Source organism: Streptomyces sp. NPDC054794 (genome assembly GCF_053611585.1).
In genome coordinates, this window is sequence record NZ_JBSHAQ010000031.1 from 81,759 (window position 1) to 97,039 (window position 15,281).

General features: G+C 70.3%; 18 protein-coding genes. 8 read left to right on the forward strand and 10 right to left on the reverse strand.

What is annotated here, in order from left to right:
• Window positions 1-390: 390 nt before the first annotated feature.
• Both ACWGKT_RS29410 and ACWGKT_RS29415 read left to right on the forward strand, forming a co-directional pair.
• Window positions 391-930: a hypothetical protein gene (locus tag ACWGKT_RS29410; RefSeq protein ID WP_453276069.1), complete on the forward strand. Its 540-nt coding sequence runs from the start codon at window positions 391-393 to the stop codon at window positions 928-930.
• A 74-nt stretch (window positions 931-1,004) separates the two neighbouring features.
• Entirely contained in the window at window positions 1,005-2,354 is a 1,350-nt protein-coding gene (locus ACWGKT_RS29415) for a VanZ family protein (protein ID WP_453276070.1), read from the forward strand.
• Here the strand turns inward: ACWGKT_RS29415 and ACWGKT_RS29420 are convergent.
• The gene (locus ACWGKT_RS29420) at window positions 2,257-2,784 is read right to left on the reverse strand and encodes a DUF4291 family protein (RefSeq protein ID WP_453276071.1); all 528 of its coding nucleotides are present in this window, start codon (window positions 2,782-2,784) and stop codon (window positions 2,257-2,259) included. The genes ACWGKT_RS29415 and ACWGKT_RS29420 overlap by 98 nt on opposite strands.
• 92 nt (window positions 2,785-2,876) lie before the next feature.
• On the opposite strand from ACWGKT_RS29420, the gene ACWGKT_RS29425 reads away from it, so the two are divergent.
• On the forward strand, window positions 2,877-3,371 hold the full coding sequence (locus ACWGKT_RS29425; RefSeq protein ID WP_453276072.1) for a nuclear transport factor 2 family protein: 495 nt from the start codon (window positions 2,877-2,879) through the stop codon (window positions 3,369-3,371).
• A gap of 72 nt (window positions 3,372-3,443) precedes the next feature.
• Window positions 3,444-5,018, forward strand: coding sequence for an apolipoprotein N-acyltransferase (gene lnt / locus ACWGKT_RS29430; protein WP_453276073.1), 1,575 nt, complete (start codon window positions 3,444-3,446; stop codon window positions 5,016-5,018).
• Here the strand turns inward: lnt and ACWGKT_RS29435 are convergent.
• Entirely contained in the window at window positions 4,936-5,847 is a 912-nt protein-coding gene (locus ACWGKT_RS29435; RefSeq protein ID WP_356154936.1) for a Gfo/Idh/MocA family protein, read from the reverse strand. The genes lnt and ACWGKT_RS29435 overlap by 83 nt on opposite strands.
• 97 nt (window positions 5,848-5,944) lie before the next feature.
• On the opposite strand from ACWGKT_RS29435, the gene ACWGKT_RS29440 reads away from it, so the two are divergent.
• Both ACWGKT_RS29440 and ACWGKT_RS29445 read left to right on the forward strand, forming a co-directional pair.
• The gene (locus ACWGKT_RS29440; RefSeq protein ID WP_453276074.1) at window positions 5,945-6,457 is read left to right on the forward strand and encodes a DinB family protein; all 513 of its coding nucleotides are present in this window, start codon (window positions 5,945-5,947) and stop codon (window positions 6,455-6,457) included.
• Window positions 6,458-6,570: 113 nt separating this feature from the next.
• Window positions 6,571-7,038, forward strand: a complete 468-nt coding sequence (locus ACWGKT_RS29445) for a hypothetical protein (protein ID WP_453276075.1) — start codon at window positions 6,571-6,573, stop codon at window positions 7,036-7,038.
• Window positions 7,039-7,092: 54 nt separating this feature from the next.
• Here the strand turns inward: ACWGKT_RS29445 and ACWGKT_RS29450 are convergent, their stop codons facing one another.
• From ACWGKT_RS29450 to ACWGKT_RS29480, 7 genes are all read right to left on the reverse strand, one after another.
• Window positions 7,093-7,602 (reverse strand): hypothetical protein, encoded by a 510-nt coding sequence (locus tag ACWGKT_RS29450; protein ID WP_356154928.1) that lies wholly within the window; start codon window positions 7,600-7,602, stop codon window positions 7,093-7,095.
• Window positions 7,603-7,710: 108 nt separating this feature from the next.
• Window positions 7,711-8,394, reverse strand: a complete 684-nt coding sequence (locus tag ACWGKT_RS29455) for a uracil-DNA glycosylase (protein WP_356154925.1) — start codon at window positions 8,392-8,394, stop codon at window positions 7,711-7,713.
• A 99-nt stretch (window positions 8,395-8,493) separates the two neighbouring features.
• Window positions 8,494-10,068: an ABC transporter substrate-binding protein gene (locus ACWGKT_RS29460; protein WP_453276076.1), complete on the reverse strand. Its 1,575-nt coding sequence runs from the start codon at window positions 10,066-10,068 to the stop codon at window positions 8,494-8,496.
• Between the two features lie 223 nt (window positions 10,069-10,291).
• Window positions 10,292-11,044: an SDR family oxidoreductase gene (locus ACWGKT_RS29465; protein ID WP_453276077.1), complete on the reverse strand. Its 753-nt coding sequence runs from the start codon at window positions 11,042-11,044 to the stop codon at window positions 10,292-10,294.
• Window positions 11,045-11,055: 11 nt separating this feature from the next.
• Window positions 11,056-11,817, reverse strand: coding sequence for a 3-oxoacyl-ACP reductase FabG (fabG, locus tag ACWGKT_RS29470; protein WP_356154921.1), 762 nt, complete (start codon window positions 11,815-11,817; stop codon window positions 11,056-11,058).
• A gap of 125 nt (window positions 11,818-11,942) precedes the next feature.
• Window positions 11,943-12,392, reverse strand: a complete 450-nt coding sequence (locus ACWGKT_RS29475) for a DUF3037 domain-containing protein (protein WP_453276078.1) — start codon at window positions 12,390-12,392, stop codon at window positions 11,943-11,945.
• Window positions 12,389-13,153, reverse strand: a complete 765-nt coding sequence (locus tag ACWGKT_RS29480; protein ID WP_453276079.1) for a HipA family kinase — start codon at window positions 13,151-13,153, stop codon at window positions 12,389-12,391. The genes ACWGKT_RS29475 and ACWGKT_RS29480 overlap by 4 nt, the downstream gene beginning before the upstream one ends.
• Before the next feature lie 186 nt (window positions 13,154-13,339).
• On the opposite strand from ACWGKT_RS29480, the gene ACWGKT_RS29485 reads away from it, so the two are divergent.
• Window positions 13,340-13,840, forward strand: a complete 501-nt coding sequence (locus ACWGKT_RS29485; protein ID WP_356154914.1) for a Rieske (2Fe-2S) protein — start codon at window positions 13,340-13,342, stop codon at window positions 13,838-13,840.
• Between the two features lie 3 nt (window positions 13,841-13,843).
• Here ACWGKT_RS29485 and ACWGKT_RS29490 read toward each other — a convergent pair whose 3' ends face one another.
• Entirely contained in the window at window positions 13,844-14,488 is a 645-nt protein-coding gene (locus tag ACWGKT_RS29490) for a cysteine hydrolase (RefSeq protein WP_453276080.1), read from the reverse strand.
• A 76-nt stretch (window positions 14,489-14,564) separates the two neighbouring features.
• On the opposite strand from ACWGKT_RS29490, the gene ACWGKT_RS29495 reads away from it, so the two are divergent.
• Window positions 14,565-15,035 carry a pyridoxamine 5'-phosphate oxidase family protein gene (locus ACWGKT_RS29495; protein ID WP_235453265.1) on the forward strand — a complete coding sequence of 157 codons (471 nt, stop codon included), beginning with the start codon at window positions 14,565-14,567 and terminating at the stop codon, window positions 15,033-15,035.
• The last annotated feature ends 246 nt before the right edge of the window (window positions 15,036-15,281 follow it).

The window sequence follows — 15,281 nt, forward strand, 5'->3', positions numbered from 1 at the left end:
TTGTGAACGCTGCTTGATGATCCATGTCAAGCCTCGCTCACAAACCATTCGCGAACCTCACTCGGCTCGGCGAGAGGGGGCGGCGGATTCCTACCGGACACGCTCTCTCACCTCCTCACCCCCGACCCAGCGGTTCATATCAATAGCCATCCTCGCAATCGGTACTCTAGGTTGATCAGGATGCTTGAGGCCCTGACCAGGCCACCAGAGCATGCGCCGCGCGAGAGTGCGATGGCGTCCTAGGGGGAGTAATTCTATATCCCGGCTTTCCGGGAATATTTGCAGGCAGTCACGCTCGCGTCCCGTGCCTGAATCATCTCCTGATCCGAGGGCTCCATCGATTGCCCTGCGGGCGTCGCTTGTCCTAGTGAATCAGGGGAGGATTCTTTGATGCGCTCCATGCGTAATGGCGGCCGAGCTGCCACCGTCTTTGCTGCGCTTGCGTTCGTCCTGGCGCCGACTGTCGGATACGCGGCCGACGACGTGCCCACCGGCGCGGCGACAACCGCCGAACCCGGAAACGGCACCGACCAGACCGACGGTGTCGACACCTCAACGGACGAGCCGTCCGGGCTCTCTTCCGCGTCGCACACCTACTGCTCGCACGACGGCTACACCGCGACGGGCGACCCTCGGCAGCGCTGCACCAAGCTCGACAACGGTTACCTCTTCCACTGGAAGAACACCCTCGACACTGAAACGCGCGCCTACACCAGGTACGAAAAGACTGGCGGTGACAGCGTTTCGGTCCCGCTCGGCTTCAGCTACAACGGCACCGAGCACTGGAGCGGTTACTTCTCCATGGATTCGGGTGACGCGAAGACGAAGTCGTGGAGTTTCGGTGCACGGAACAGGGACTGCAAGTCGACGATCGGTCTCCTGCAGCAGCGGAGCCATGACAAGGTTCAGACGCCGATAGCGAAGTGCTGATCTGACAACGTTTCGTGTGCGCCCCCGAATCTCCTTCGGGGGCGCTTTAGGGTCACCAACAGAGAGGATATGAGGTGTTCGGCGCTGTCTTCGGTGACGACATGTGGTTCCTGGCCGGGCTCACGATCGTTGCCACAATCGTGGGGCTGTCCGCGTGGGCAATGGCCCGCCGGCGCCAAGTGCCACACTCCTCCTGGTGGTTGCCCCTGGCCTTCTGCCTGACCGGCGTGCTCGGCGTCACGCTCGCGCTGCGCGGAGGCGAGGCAGGCCGTGCCGAGTGTGTGATCAATCATGAGGTCACTGAGCCGCTGTACACCACACAAGGGTTGTGGAACCTGGCGATGTTCGTCCCGCTCGGCCTGTTCGGCGTGCTGGCACTGCGCCGGCCGCTTCCCATACTTGTCGGTGTCCTGGCCCTGCCCTGCCCTATCGAACTCGCCCAGGCCCTGACACCGTTCGTGAGCGGAATCTGCGACAGCGCCGACGTGGAGATGAACGCCGGTGGGGGCATTCTGGGCGTGGCCTTGGGGCTCGTGCTGGTGCGGGGGCGCGTCGCGTGGAAGGCGTGGGCCCGTCCCACCTTGATCGTGGCCGCGGTGCTCGCTGTGACGGGGATGGCGGTCTGCCAGACCGCGATCACCCTGGACCACGTGGACGGCTCCGGCGTCCGGGACGCGCACGGTGCCGAGCGGAAGGCCGCCGAGCGGGCCATCCATCAGGCATTCGGGAACTACTATCACGTCGGTGCCGTACGCGTCAGCCCCGGCCTCGACGGGTACAACGGCTGGTTGTCCATCCAGCTGTCCGATGGATTTCCCGCGGAACTGATGTGGCCCGGTGGGCGCCAACTGAACGTGAGCTTCGAAAACTCCACCCACCCGACCAAGGCCAGCTTTCCGGTTTCTGGTGTCGGAAAGCCCCGTGATGTTCGGAGTGCGTACCTCGTCGCCCGCGCCTACATGAAGGCCCACTACCCCTGGGCCGAGGCAGCCTCCTGGCACGAGACCCGACCTGTGGGCAGCAAGGCCGAGTTCGGATGGCTCTCCTCTTGGCGGTTCAAGGAGCACGGGGTGGTGATGCCCCGCAGCCTCGACGTGCAGATCAATCGAGCCGGCCGTGTCTCGCAGATGCTGGTGGACCTCGGGCCCACGCACGTGGACCTTCCCGCCCAGCTGATTTCGGCGAAGCAGGCCGAGGCGATCGCGAGGAAGAAGCAGAAGAAGAACGGTGCCGATGTCGGGGGGCTGAGGATCCGGGCCGACGTGTTGAAGGTCGAACGTGCCAAAGGCTGGCAGGGCCCCTGGCGTGTGGTGTGGTCCGTGAAGATCACTGACACAAAGTGCACGCCCGACGAGGACGGCTCTGGTTGCGAGCCGTTCGACACGGTCGTCGACGCGGGCACCGGTCAGATCTACGACGAGTGAAGGGCGGCCCTTTGCTGGCCGAACCATCGGCGGGCTCAGCGTGACCGGGATGAGCCGGAGCAGCGGCGGCGAAGTGTCTCGCCGGCCAAGTCGCAAGCATGAAGGTTGGTTCAATGCGCGCCCAGCTGCGCAGTTTGAGCACTCGGCGGTCGCATCCCGAGCGTAGAGGGATCGCCGCACTCACGCGCTCACCCCCGTGCGGCGTCGGTCTCTGGTGGCGCACAGGAGTCTGCCAAAGCGGCATGATGACCCAGGTCATGCGGTCGCGCTTCCACGTGGACGGAAAGCGCCCGTTTCGGGCGGCGGGGAGGCCGATTCCGGGGCGGTAGGCCTGGTGGACGGTGACGGTGGACTCCGTGTGGCGGGCCCGGATGCGGAACCGGGGTTCCTGGTCGACCGGTTGATCGTTCTGCTCGTGCTGATCATTCACTCGAACAGGGTCGGGGCTCTCCCGGCTCGAACACCACTCAATATCGGCGCAAGCCTCTTGGCTCCGCCCGCGCCGTGCCCAACACTGTGCCGATGACGCAGCGCGTGGAGCTCGCGACCGTGTTGGACCGACTGGCCGTGGACGGGCTGGTCACGGAGTACGCGGTGGCGGTGGACGACGGTGACTGGGCGGCGTATCGACGGCTGTTCACGCCGGACGGGCGGGCGGACTACCGTTCGGCCGGCGGGATCGAGGGGGACGCGGGGCAGGTCGCCGCGTGGCTGACGGAGAGCCTGGGGCTGTTCTCGATGCGCCAGCATCTGATCGTCAACCGCCGGCTGCGGTTCGGGATCCTGGAGCAGGACACCGGGGACACCGCGCGGGTGCTGGCGGACTACGTCAATCCGATGCGGTTCGCGGGCGACGGCGACGGCGGGTCCACGGCGCCGGACTTCGTGTGCGGCGGCCGGTACTCCTTCGGGTTGCTGCGGACGGCCGAGGGGTGGCGGCTGCGCGAGGTGGTCGTCCAGGAGAAGTGGCGCCGGCTCGACGGAACCGGCCCGCGCCGCACGTCCCCGGCCGAATGATCCGAGGCCCCCTGTCGGAGATCCGCTTCCCGTGCGCACACTGGAGGGACCAGCCGGGTAGGGAGGCGACGTATGAAGACGTTCGACCGGTGGCTCACCTCCCCGTGGCGTCGCTGCGTCGTCGCCGCGCTCACGGGTGCCCTGCCGGTGTTCGCCTTCCCGGCGCCCGCGCTGTGGTGGTTCGCGTACGTCGCCCTGGTCCCGTGGCTGCTGCTCGCGCGCTCGGCGCCGACCGGGCGGCGGGCGCTGTACGACGGCTGGCTCGGCGGGTTCGGGTTCATGGTGGCGGTGCACCACTGGCTGCTGCCGAGCCTGCACGTCTTCATCTTCCTGATCGCCGCGCTGCTCGGCGCGCTGTGGGCGCCCTGGGGCTGGCTGACGCGGCGGTTCCTCGGCGGCGTGCCCTCGCCCGGCCGGTGCGCGGCCGCGCTGCTGGTGCTGCCGTCCGCCTGGCTGGCGGTGGAGCTCGTCCGGTCCTGGCAGGGGCTCGGCGGCCCCTGGGGCATGCTCGGCTCCAGCCAGTGGCAGCTGGAACCGGCGCTGCGGCTCGCCTCGGTGGGCGGTGTGTGGCTGCTCAGCTTCCTGGTGGTGGCGGTCAACGTCGCGGTCGCCGCGCTGGTGGCGGTGCGCGCCGCCCGGATGCCCGCCGTCGCCGCGCTCGCCGCCACGGCGGCGGCGACCTCAGCGGCCTGGGTCTGGTCGCCCCGCCCCGATGTCGACGGGCATGTGCGGATCGCCGTCGTCCAGCCCGGCGTCATCGGCGGTCCGGACAGCACGGGGCGGCGCTTCGACCGGGAGGAGCAGCTGACCCGGCGGCTCGCCGGGCAGCACCTCGACCTGATCGTGTGGGGGGAGAGCAGCATCGGCTTCGACCTCGGTCAACGGCCCGACCTGGCGCGGCGCGTCGCGGCCCTGTCCCGGGAGACCGGCACGGACATCCTGGTCAACGTGGACGCCCGCCGCTCCGACCGGCCCGGCATCTACAAGAGCTCGGTCCTGATGGGCCCGCACGGCCCGACGGGCGCGCGGTACGACAAGATGCGGCTGATCCCGTTCGGCGAGTACATCCCGGCGCGCTCCCTGCTGGGCTGGGCGACCTCCGTCGGCAAGGCGGCGGGCGAGGACCGGCGGCGCGGCACCGAGCAGGTCGTGATGGACGTCGGGCACGGGATGCGGGTCGGCCCGCTGGTGTGCTTCGAGACCGCGTTCCCGGACATGAGCCGCCATCTCGCCGAGGACGGCGCGGACGTGCTGATCGGCCAGTCGGCCACGTCGACGTTCCAGGGCAGCTGGGCGCCCGAGCAGCACGCCTCGCTCGCCGCGCTGCGGGCCGCCGAGACCGGCCGGCCCATGGTGCACGCGACGCTGACCGGGGTCTCCGCCGTCTACGGGCCGAGCGGGCAGCGCCTGGGCCCGTGGCTCGGCACCGACGCGAGCACGGCCCGGGTGTACGAGGTGCCGCTGGCGCACGGCATCACGCCGTACGTCCGCTTCGGCGACTGGCCGGTGCACGGCGCGCTGCTCGTGCTGGTGGCCCTGTGCGGCACCGAGGGCGTGCGGGCGCTCAGGCTGCGCCGGACCGGTCCTGAACCGCGCGTACCACCCGCTCGCACAGTGCGTGAGTCTCCAGTGCGTCACGGGCACTGAGCACCTTGCCCGCGCGTACGGCGTCGAGGAACGCGAGCACCGCCTGCTCCATGCCGCGCTGCCGGGCGACCGGCACCCAGTCGCCGCGCCGGCGCACCGTCGGCTGGCCCTTGTGGTCGATCACCTCGGCGAGGTTGACCACCTGACGCTTGGTGTCCTGCCCGGAGACTTCGAGGATCTCCTCCGCCGAGCCGCTGCGCCGGTTCATCACGCCGAGCGCGGTGAAGCCGTCCCCGGCGAGCTGGAGCACGACGTGGTGCAGCAGACCGTCCTCGACGCGGCCGCGCACGCCGACGTCGTCGATGGCGCCCGGCGCCAGGAACCGCAGGGTGTCCACGACGTGGATGAAGTCGTCGAGGATCATCGTGCGCGGGTCCTCCGGGAGCCCGATGCGGTTCTTCTGCATCAGGATCAGCTCGCGCGGATGGTCGGCGCACTGCGTGTAACCGGGGGCGTGGCGCCGGTTGAAGCCGACGGCGAGGGATACGCCGCGCTCCTCGGCGAGCGCCACGAGGCGTTCGGAGTCGGCGAGTTCGTAGGCGAGCGGCTTGTCGACGTACGTCGGTACGCCCGCCTCCAGGAGCCGCGTGACGATCTCCGGGTGGGCGGGGGTGGGCGCGTGCACGAAGGCGGCGTCGAGGTCCTGGGCGAGCAGGGAGTCCAGGGTCGTGTGCCGGCTGTCCTCGGGGAGGTGGAGGCCGTCGGCGACCCGGGCGAGCGTCCCGGGCGTGCGGGTCTGCAGGTGCAGCCCGATGTCCGGCCGCGTGCCCAGCACCGGCAGGTACGCCTTCTGCGCGATGTCGCCGAGTCCGATGCAGCCGACCTTCACGTGCCCTCCCCCAGCGGTTGACCGACGATGTCTGCTGGAAGCATACGGCGGCCGTAATTGCCTGGTGGGGCGGATCGAGGTGGGTCAGGATGCGGGTATGACGACCGAGCGCCGTGAACCCGCCCAGAACGCCGACGAACGCGCGATGCTGGAGGGCTGGCTGGACTACCACCGGCAGACGCTGGCCCACAAGTGCGCGGGCCTGGCCGACGAGCAGCTGCGGACCGCGTCGGTTCAGCCGTCCCCGCTGTCGCTCATGGGGCTGGTGCGGCACATGGCGGAGGTGGAGCGTGGCTGGTTCCGCAAGGTGCTGGTGGGCGACGACCCGGGGCCGATCTACTACAGCGACGAGGACCGGGACGGCGAGTTCCATCTCACCGAGGCGGACACCTGGCAGGAGGCGTACGACACCTGGCAGGCGGAGATCGCCGTCGCCCGGCGCCATGCGGCCGGCCTCGCCCTGGACGATCTCTCCACGGGGTCGAGCCACATCACCGACGAGCCGTTCAGTCTGCGCTGGATCTACACCCACATGATCGAGGAGTACGCCCGGCACAACGGCCACGCCGACCTGATCCGCGAGCGGATCGACGGCGCCACCGGGGACTGACGTCAGCCCGGGCGGCGCGGTGCCCCTCGTACGGGGAAGGAGATCACCCGTGCGGGGCATCATCCGCCTGTGTGCTGTACCCGGGCGGGCGCCGACCCAGCAGAGTTGCGCGGGTGCAACGAACGACGACCACCGCAACGCTTCTGGTCACCGTGGCCGTCTCGGCCCTCTCCGGCTGCGTGACCGTCCAGCGCCCGCCGGCCCCCGGTCCCTCCGTCGGTACGGTACCGTCGCCAGCCTCGGCGCCCCGGCCGGACGGCAGTGCCGAGCCGAGGGTCGTGCAGGCGCCGGCGCGGGAGGCGCTGGAGATGGTCGGCCCGGCCCGACGGCCGACGCGCGCCGAGACGCCGCAGCCACGTCGGCCCGCGACCCCCGCGACGCCCCGTCGGCTCTCGCCCCCGCGCGCACACCCCCGTCCGCAGCCGCACCGGCGGGCCTCCCCGCAGCCGCAGGCCGAGATCCCCGCCGTCTCCCCCGCGCTGCCCGCGCCGCCGGACGTCTGCGCGCTGGGCAGGCAGTACGGTGGCTGGCGGCCGGACAGCCCTCAGGCGGCGATCTGCGCGCAGACGTACGGGCGTTGAGGCCGCGCGGACGCAGGGGCGTCGGGCCCGCGCGGACGGGCAGGCGGTGAGTGCCTACGTCGGCCGCTGACGCGGCGGCCCCCAGGGCTGGGGGCCGTCCTCGCCCAGGCGCAGTTCCAGTCGGCTGATCGCCGCCCGGACCCCGTCGCCGTAGCTGTCGTCGGGCAGGGCCACGGCCGCGCCGCGGGCCCGGTGCAGATGGCTGCGGGCGGCTTCGGGGCGGTCGAGCTTCATGTAGTCGGCGGCGAGGTTCAGGTGCAGGGAGGGGTAGAAGGCGCGCAGCGCGGCGGCCTCCTGCGCCGTACGCTCCTCGGTCGTGTCCTGTGCCGCCGACAACGCCCGCAGGTCCCAGGCCAGTTCGTCCGAGGGGTCGTCCTGGGTGTCGGCCAGGTAGTGCGCCAGGGTGCAGCGGTGCAGCGGCTCGCCGTCGTGGCCGATCTCCGCCCACAGGTCCAGCAGACGGCGCCGGGCCTCCTCGCGGTCCCCGGCGTGATGCAGCATGACGACCTGCCCGATCCGGGTCAGTACGGCATCCGGTGCCGCCTGCTCCTGTCGCTCCGCCACCGCGCCCTCCGCCACCTCGTCGGCTGTCCCCCCGACGCTATCCGGCGGCACCGGCAAACGCGGTCAGGCGGCCCCGTACGACACAGGGCCGCGCCGCCGGAGGGCCGGTCAGCCCAGGTTCGGGACGGTCCAGTCGATCGGCTCGTGGCCCTGCCGGGCGACGGCCTCGTTGATCTGGGTGAACGGGCGGGAGCCGAAGAACTTCTTGGCCGACAGCGGCGAGGGGTGCGCGCCCTTGACCACGACGTGCCGGCTCTCGTCGATCAGCGGGAGCTTCTTCTGCGCGTAGTTGCCCCACAGGACGAAGACCGCCGGATCGGGGCGACCGGCCACGGCCCGGATCACCGCGTCCGTGAACTTCTCCCAGCCCTTGCCCTTGTGCGAGTTCGCCTCGCCGGCGCGCACCGTGAGGACCGCGTTGAGGAGCAGGACACCCTGCTGGGCCCACGGCATCAGATAGCCGTTGTCCGGGACCGGGGTGCCGAGCTCCTCCTGCATCTCCTTGTAGATGTTGCGCAGCGAGGGCGGGGTCTTCACCCCGGGGCGGACCGAGAAGCACAGGCCGTGGCCCTGGCCCTCGCCGTGGTACGGGTCCTGCCCGAGGACGAGGACCTTGACCTGGTCGTACGGCGTGGCGTCCAGCGCGGCGAAGACCTCGTCCCGCGGCGGGTAGACGGGACCCTTCGCCCGCTCCTCCTCGACGAACTCCGTCAGCTCCTTGAAGTAGGGCTGCTGCAGTTCGTCGCCCAGAACCCCGCGCCAGGACTCGGGCAGCATGGCGATGTCGGTCACGTCAACGTCCTCACGGTGTGCGGTCACTTGCGGTGGTGCAGGTCTCAGAACCTACAGGCGACCACTGACAACCGACCTCCTGCCCGAGGAACAGCCCGCCTACCAGCTGGTCTTCCTCGACAGGTCCCACATCATCATGATGGCCGACGGGTCGAGCGAGCGCTCCGCGCCGGAGATGTCGGCACTCGCGGCCAGGTACTGCTTGCCCTGCCACAGCGGCAGCAGCCGCGCGTCGTCCGCCAGGATCGACTGTGCCTCCCGGAACTCCTTCACCACCTGGGCACGGTCGCTCTCCCGGCGGGACTGGGGCAGCAGGACGTTCGTGATCCGGGGCGACGCGTAGGGCGTGCCGACGGCGTTCTGCTCGCCGACGAACGGCGCGATGAAGTTGTCGGCGTCGGGGAAGTCGGGGGACCAGCCGCGGCCGAACACCGGGTACTCGCCCTTCTGGTAGCCCACCACGTACTTGTTCCAGGGGCGGCCCTGCAGCGTGACGGTGAACAGGCCGGACGCCTCCAGCTGGCGCTTGATCTCCCGGAACTCCTTCGCGGTCGCCGAGCCGTAGCGGTCGGTGGTGTACCAGAGGGTGAGCGGCACCTTCTCGTGGATGCCCGCGCCACTGAGGATCTTGGCGGCCTTGGTGACGCTGGGGTCGCCGAAGTCGTCGAAGAAGGCGGTGCTGTGCCCGGTCAGGCCGGCCGGGACCATGGAGTACAGCGGCTCGACGGTGTCCTTGTAGATCCGGTGCGCGATCTCGCTGCGGTTGATCAGCTGCGCGATGGCCCGGCGGACGGCGGCCTTGCCGGCCCAGGGGTCCTTCGGGTTGAACACGAGGTACTCGATCTCGATGCTCGGTCCCTCGATGAGGTCGATGTCCTTGTTGCCCTGCCCCTGGAAGGCGATCACGTCGTCGGCGGCCAGGCCGCGGAAGGTGAGGTCGAGCTTCTTGTTGCGCAGGTCGTCGGCGAGCGCGCCCGAGTCCTGGAAGTAGCGGATGGTCACCGCGTCGTTCTTGCGCTGGGCGAAGCCCTTGTAGTGCTTGTTCCCGACCAGGACGGCTTGCTTGCCCTCCTGGTAGGACTCCAGGTTGTAGGGCCCGGAGCCGATCACCTTGCCGTCCTTGCGGAGCTTGTCGGCCGGGTACTCCGCGGGGTCCACGATCGACATGCCGGGTGTGGCCAGCACGAACGGGAAGGTGGCGTCCGGCTTGTTCAGGTGGAAGACGACCTGGCGGTCGCCCAACGCCTGGACCCGGTCGAGGCTGCCGAGCAGGCCGGCGGGGCCGGTACTGACGTTGATCTTCTCGATCCGATCGATCGAGTACTTGACGGCCTGCGCGTCCAGCTTGTTCCCGTTGGAGAAGGTCAGGCCGTCGCGCAGCTCGCAGGTGTAGACGGTGTTCGACTGCGAGAAGCTGCACTTCTCGGCCGCGTCGGGCTGCGGGGTGGTCGCGCCGTCGGGGTAGCTGAGCAGGGTCTGGTAGATGTTGCGGAAGAGCTCCCAGGACTGGTCCCAGGAGGCGGCAGGATCCAGCGTGCTGGGGGCACTGGTGGTGCCCACGACGATCGGGTCCTTGCTGTCCGGGCCACCGTCGGAAAAGACGCTGCACCCGGCCACCAGGGTTATGGATGCAACCGCCGCCGCACTTTGCAGGCATCGGTTCCGGTTGAACACGCGCACGCTCCTCGATCTGCCATACCAAGGGTCGGCCGACCATACCGCAGCAACACGCCGGGTCAACCTGCTTCGTACCCGGGCTTGATCAGCTTGTTTCTGACTACGTTGTCATGGGGCCGTGGTCCCCTGAAACGATGACAAGGGCGCCGTTTCCGTCAAGGAAACGGCGCCCTTGTGCGCCCGATCGTTATGCCGCGCGGCGGTCGGTCGAAGCGGTTGCTCAGACGACGCCGGCGTTCAGGAAGATGCCGCCGTCGACGACGAGCGTCTGGCCGGTGATCCAGTCGGACTGCTCCGAGGTGAGGAACGCGGCGGCGCCGCCGATGTCGGAGGGCACGCCGAGCCGGGCGAGCGGGTAGGCCGAGGCGGCCTCCTCCTCGCGGCCCTCGTACAGGGCCTGGGCGAACTTGGTCTTCACCACGGCCGGGGCGATCGCGTTGACCCGCACCTTGGGCGCGAACTCGTGCGCCAGCTGCTGGGTCAGGTTGATCATCGCGGCCTTGCTGACGCCGTACGCGCCGATGAACGGCGACGGGGCGAGGCCCGCGATCGAGGCGATGTTGACGATCGCGCCGCCGTTGTCCTTCTGCCAGGCGTGCCAGGTCTTCTGGGCGAAGCCGAGCGCGGAGATCACGTTGGTCTCGAAGACCTTGCGCGCGACGTCGAGGTCGAGGTCGGCGATCGGCCCGAACACCGGGTTGGTACCGGCGTTGTTGACCAGGAAGTCAACGCGGCCGAAGGCCTCCATGGTGCGTTCGACGGCCTCGGCCTGGTGGTCCAGGTCGTGCGCCTTGCCGGCGACACCGATGACCCGGTCGGCGCCGAGCCGGTCGACGGCCTCCTTGAGGGCTTCCTCGTTGCGGCCGGTGATGCAGACGCGGTCGCCGCGCGCGACGAGCGCCTCGGCGACGCCGTAGCCGATGCCTCGGCTGGCGCCCGTGACGAGCGCGACCTTGCCGGAGAGTTCAGTCATGTCCGTGATCCCTAGTCGAGCGGTCCGCCGGCGACGTACAGCACCTGGCCGGAGACGAAGCCGGCGGCCTCGCCGGTGAAGAAGGCGATGGCGTTGGCGATGTCCTCGGGCTCGCCGACGCGCTGGACGGGGATCTGGGTGGCGGCGGCGGCCTTGAACTCCTCGAAGCCCATCTTGACGCGCTCGGCCGTGGCCTTGGTCATCTCGGTGGCGATGAAGCCCGGGGCGACGGCGTTGGCGGTGATGCCGAACTTGCCGAGCTCGATGGCGAGGGTCTTGGTGAAGCCCTGCAGACCGGCCTTGGCGGCGGAGTAGTTGGCCTGGCCGCGGTTGCCCAGCGCCGAGGAGGAGGACAGGTTGACGACGCGGCCGAAACCGGCGTCGACCATGTGCTTCTGGATGGCCTTGGTCATCAGGAACGAGCCGCGCAGGTGCACGTTCATGACCATGTCCCAGTCGGACGCCGTCATCTTGAACAGCAGGTTGTCGCGGAGCACGCCCGCGTTGTTGACGAGGATCGTCGGCGCGCCGAGCTCCTCGACGACCCGGGCGATGGCGGCCTCGACCTGGGCCTCGTCGGAGACGTCGGCGCCGATCGCGACGGCCCGGCCGCCGGCCGCGGTGATCTTCTCGACGGTGTCCTTGCAGGCGGCCTCGTCGAGGTCGATGACGGCGACGGCGCGGCCCTCGGCTGCCAGTCGTACGGCGGTGGCCGCGCCGATGCCGCGCGCGGCACCGGTGACGACGGCGACCCGCTGCTCAGTGGTGGACATTGCTGTTTCTCCTCGCCCTTGAGAAAGCCTGATCTGCGGTGAGCGACCGCTTAGTACCTTCAGCAGACGTGACGCTAGAAGCCCTGGCACCCGGTGTCAACGGCACACCCGGTGCATGTGATCCATTACCTCACCAGAAGGTCCAGCAACCGTCGCGTCTCGGCCCCCGGGTCGGCGGTGAGCCCGGTGTGCACCGGGCCGGGCTGCACGACGGTCGAGCGGGGCGCGATCAGCCAACGGAAACGCCGCCCGGCGTCGTCGTCGGCCGCCTGCCCGGCCGCCGCCCCGCCGCCGCAGACCCCCTCGACGGCACCCAGCGCGGCGCGCACACCGGCCACGTCCGCGGCCGGGTCCAGGGCCAGCAGCCTGGCCTCGTCCAGATGAGTGCGGGCGCCGAGGTACGCCTGGGCGCGGCAGTACACGATCACGCCGGCGTTGATGCACTCGCCGCGCTCGACGCGCGGGACGACCTTCAGCAGGGCGTACTCGAACACGTCCCGGTCGCCGCCCTGACCCGTCCGGGTGATGTGACGCTGGGTCACATGACCGGCCATGTGGATGAGCCGCTCGCTCACTTGCCCTCCTCGATGCCGGTGACGCGTTCATGGACGGTGCCGGCCCGCGCGAGCAGCGGCCGCGCGTACGCCCGCCGCAGGTCGTCCGGGGTGTCGAAGCCGGGCTCGTCGGCCAGCCAGGCGTCCGGGATCTCGGCGGTGACCTCGGCGAGGAGGTCCTCGGTGACGCGCGGGGCGAGGTCGGCGGCGGCGCCCGCGACATCGGGGCCGAAGCGGGCGAGGGCGTGGTCCGAGACGTCGTACGGGCGGGCGGCGGAGGCCTCGGCGCCGGGCCAGTTGTGGTGCCAGATCATGGTCGCCCCGTGGTCGATGAGCCACAACTCGCCCTGGTGCATGAGCAGGTTGGGGTTGCGCCAGGACCGGTCGACGTTGTTCACCAGCGCGTCGAACCAGACGATCCGCCCGGCTTCTTCGCGGCTCACCGGGAAGGCGAGCGGATCGAAGCCGAGTGCGCCGGAGAGGAAGTCCATGCCGAGATTGGTGCCGCCGCTGGACCGCAGCAGTTCCTGCACCTGCTGCTCGGGCTCGCCGAGCCCGAGGACCGGGTCGAGCTCGATGGTCACCAGGCGCGGCATCCGGAATCCGAGCCGGCGGGCCAGCTCCCCGCAGACCACCTCGGCGACCAGCGTCTTGCGGCCCTGACCGGCGCCGGTGAACTTCATGACGTACGTCCCGAAGTCGTCGGTCTCGACGAGTCCCGGCAGCGAGCCGCCCTCACGCAGGGGCGTGATGTAGCGGGTCGCGATGACTTCCTTGAGCATCGCCCCAGGTTACTGGGGAGTCCGCGGGTGTCCGACAGCGGAACGACAGCTCTGGCTTACGGTCGCCTGATCTCGAAGGCGACACCATCTCGAAGTCGACAAGATCTCGACGCCGTCTGAACGGGTGGTGCCCGCGGCCCGTACCCCTGGACGGATCAGGCAAGCTACGCGGAAGGGAACCCCCTCATGAGCAGCGCATCGTTCAGGCCCGCAACGGGACCGGCCCGCCGCACCGTCGTGGCGGCGGCCGGAGCGGCGGGGCTCGCCGCCGCGCTGACCGCCTGCGGGTCGGGCGACGACTCGTCCGACTCCTCCTCGGCCGCCGGTTCCGGCGGCTCGCAGGACGGCAACGCGTCGAGCGCCGGTGGTTCGGGCGGCGGCGACAACGCCGCGGCCGGGGGCACCGCGCTCGCGAAGACCTCCGAGATCCCGGAGGGCGGCGGGAAGATCTTCAAGGACCAGGGCGTGGTCGTCACGCAGCCGAAGGCGGGCACCTACAAGGCGTTCTCGTCCAAGTGCACGCACCAGGGCTGCGCGGTGGGCAGTGTCGCCGACGGTGTGATCGTCTGTCCCTGCCACAACAGCCACTTCTCCGCCGAGGACGGCAGCGTGAAGCAGGGCCCCGCGACGAAGCCGCTGCCGGCCGCGAACATCACGGTGTCGGGCGAGGACATCAAGCTCGCCTGACCGTCAGGCCCGGCGGCGCGGCCGCTTGAGGCTGCCGAGCACCTCGTCCGTGGTCGCGACCGTGGCGACCAACGCGAGGGTGTGACGGATCATCGCGGGGGTGTAGTCCGAGGGCACCCCCGCGATGGCGTCCCTCGGCACGACGACGTTGTAGCCGCGGTTCACGGCGTCGAACACCGTATTGGGGATCGCCACGTTGGCCGAGACCCCGGTGACGATCAGCGTGCGGCAGCCGAGGTTGCGCAGCAGCGCGTCGACGTCGGTGCCCTGGATGGGCGACAGGCCGTGCAGCCGGCGTACGACGAGGTCCTCGTCGGCGACCTCGACGGGCGGTGCGACGCGCACCGCGGTGGTGCCGGACAGTTGCTGGACGGGAAGGCGTTCGGCGGCGCGAAACAGCCGGGCGTTGCGGTTCGCGCCCAGGCCGTCCGGACGGCGCTCGGCGATCGCGTGCATCACCTGGACGCCCGTCTCGTGCGCGGCGGCGACCAGCCGGGCGACGTTGCCCAGGGCACCCGAGGCGCGGGCCTCCTGGGCGAGTTCGGGCAGCGCGCTGTCGGGTCCGACGACCCCCTGCTGGCACTCCACGGTGAGCAGGACGGTGCTCGCGGGGTCGAGGAGTTCGGTGAGCTGTTCGTGCGACGCCATGACGCCCCCTTTCGCCGGGATGCGGAGCGGGCGAGACTAACCAGCATTGCGTGCGAGGGGAAGAAGAGGGGGCCGCATGACAGTCACTCAGCAGCGCCGGGGCCGGAAGATCATGATGACGCCGGGCGAGCTGGACGAGTTCCTGACCACCCAGCGGACCTGCCGGGTGGCCACCGTGACCACGGGCGGCGCCCCGCACGTCAGCGCCCTGTGGTTCGCCTGGGACGGCAGCGCGATGTGGCTCTACTCGGTGGTGCGCAGCAAGCGGTGGACCGACCTGCGCCGGGATCCGCGGGTGGCGATCGTGGTCGACTCCGGCGAGGAGTACGACCAGTTGCGCGGCGTCGAGCTGTCCGGCTCCGTGGAGTTCGTGGGCGAGATCCCGCGCACCGGGCAGCTGTGCGCCGAACTCGACACCGCGGAGACGCTGTTCGCGCGCAAGAACTTCGGCCTGGACGAGATGCCGCACGACGGGCGGCACGCCTGGGCGCGGCTCAGGCCGGACAAGATCGTCTCCTGGGACTTCCGCAAACTGGGTGCGCCGTAGGGCAGTTGACGGGAGCTCTGCGCGGCGGGGCGCGCGGCGCCGCAGCCGACAGGCGGCCCGACCCGCTCGACGGTCAGCCGACAGCCGCAGCCGCCGCGCGCAGAGCCTCGACCGCCGTCCGGATCGACGGCCGGCGGTCGGCATCGGCCCGCCAGACGACATACACATGACGGCGCACGCTGCTTCTGCAGGACGGTGCGCCGTAGGGCAGCTGACAGGGGCTCAGCGCAGCAAGCCGCGCGGCGC

Bases quoted from the DNA above. Each gene is read 5' to 3' on its own strand.
- ACWGKT_RS29410 (WP_453276069.1), top strand. From the start codon at position 391: ATGCGCTCCATGCGTAATGGCGGCCGAGCTGCCACCGTCTTTGCTGCG.
- ACWGKT_RS29425 (WP_453276072.1), top strand. From the start codon at position 2,877: ATGACGCAGCGCGTGGAGCTCGCGACCGTGTTGGACCGACTGGCCGTG.
- lnt (WP_453276073.1), top strand. From the start codon at position 3,444: ATGAAGACGTTCGACCGGTGGCTCACCTCCCCGTGGCGTCGCTGCGTC.
- ACWGKT_RS29440 (WP_453276074.1), top strand. From the start codon at position 5,945: ATGACGACCGAGCGCCGTGAACCCGCCCAGAACGCCGACGAACGCGCG.
- ACWGKT_RS29465 (WP_453276077.1), bottom strand. From the start codon at position 11,044: ATGACTGAACTCTCCGGCAAGGTCGCGCTCGTCACGGGCGCCAGCCGA.
- fabG (WP_356154921.1), bottom strand. From the start codon at position 11,817: ATGTCCACCACTGAGCAGCGGGTCGCCGTCGTCACCGGTGCCGCGCGC.
- ACWGKT_RS29480 (WP_453276079.1), bottom strand. From the start codon at position 13,153: ATGCTCAAGGAAGTCATCGCGACCCGCTACATCACGCCCCTGCGTGAG.
- ACWGKT_RS29485 (WP_356154914.1), top strand. From the start codon at position 13,340: ATGAGCAGCGCATCGTTCAGGCCCGCAACGGGACCGGCCCGCCGCACC.
- ACWGKT_RS29490 (WP_453276080.1), bottom strand. From the start codon at position 14,488: ATGGCGTCGCACGAACAGCTCACCGAACTCCTCGACCCCGCGAGCACC.
- ACWGKT_RS29495 (WP_235453265.1), top strand. From the start codon at position 14,565: ATGACAGTCACTCAGCAGCGCCGGGGCCGGAAGATCATGATGACGCCG.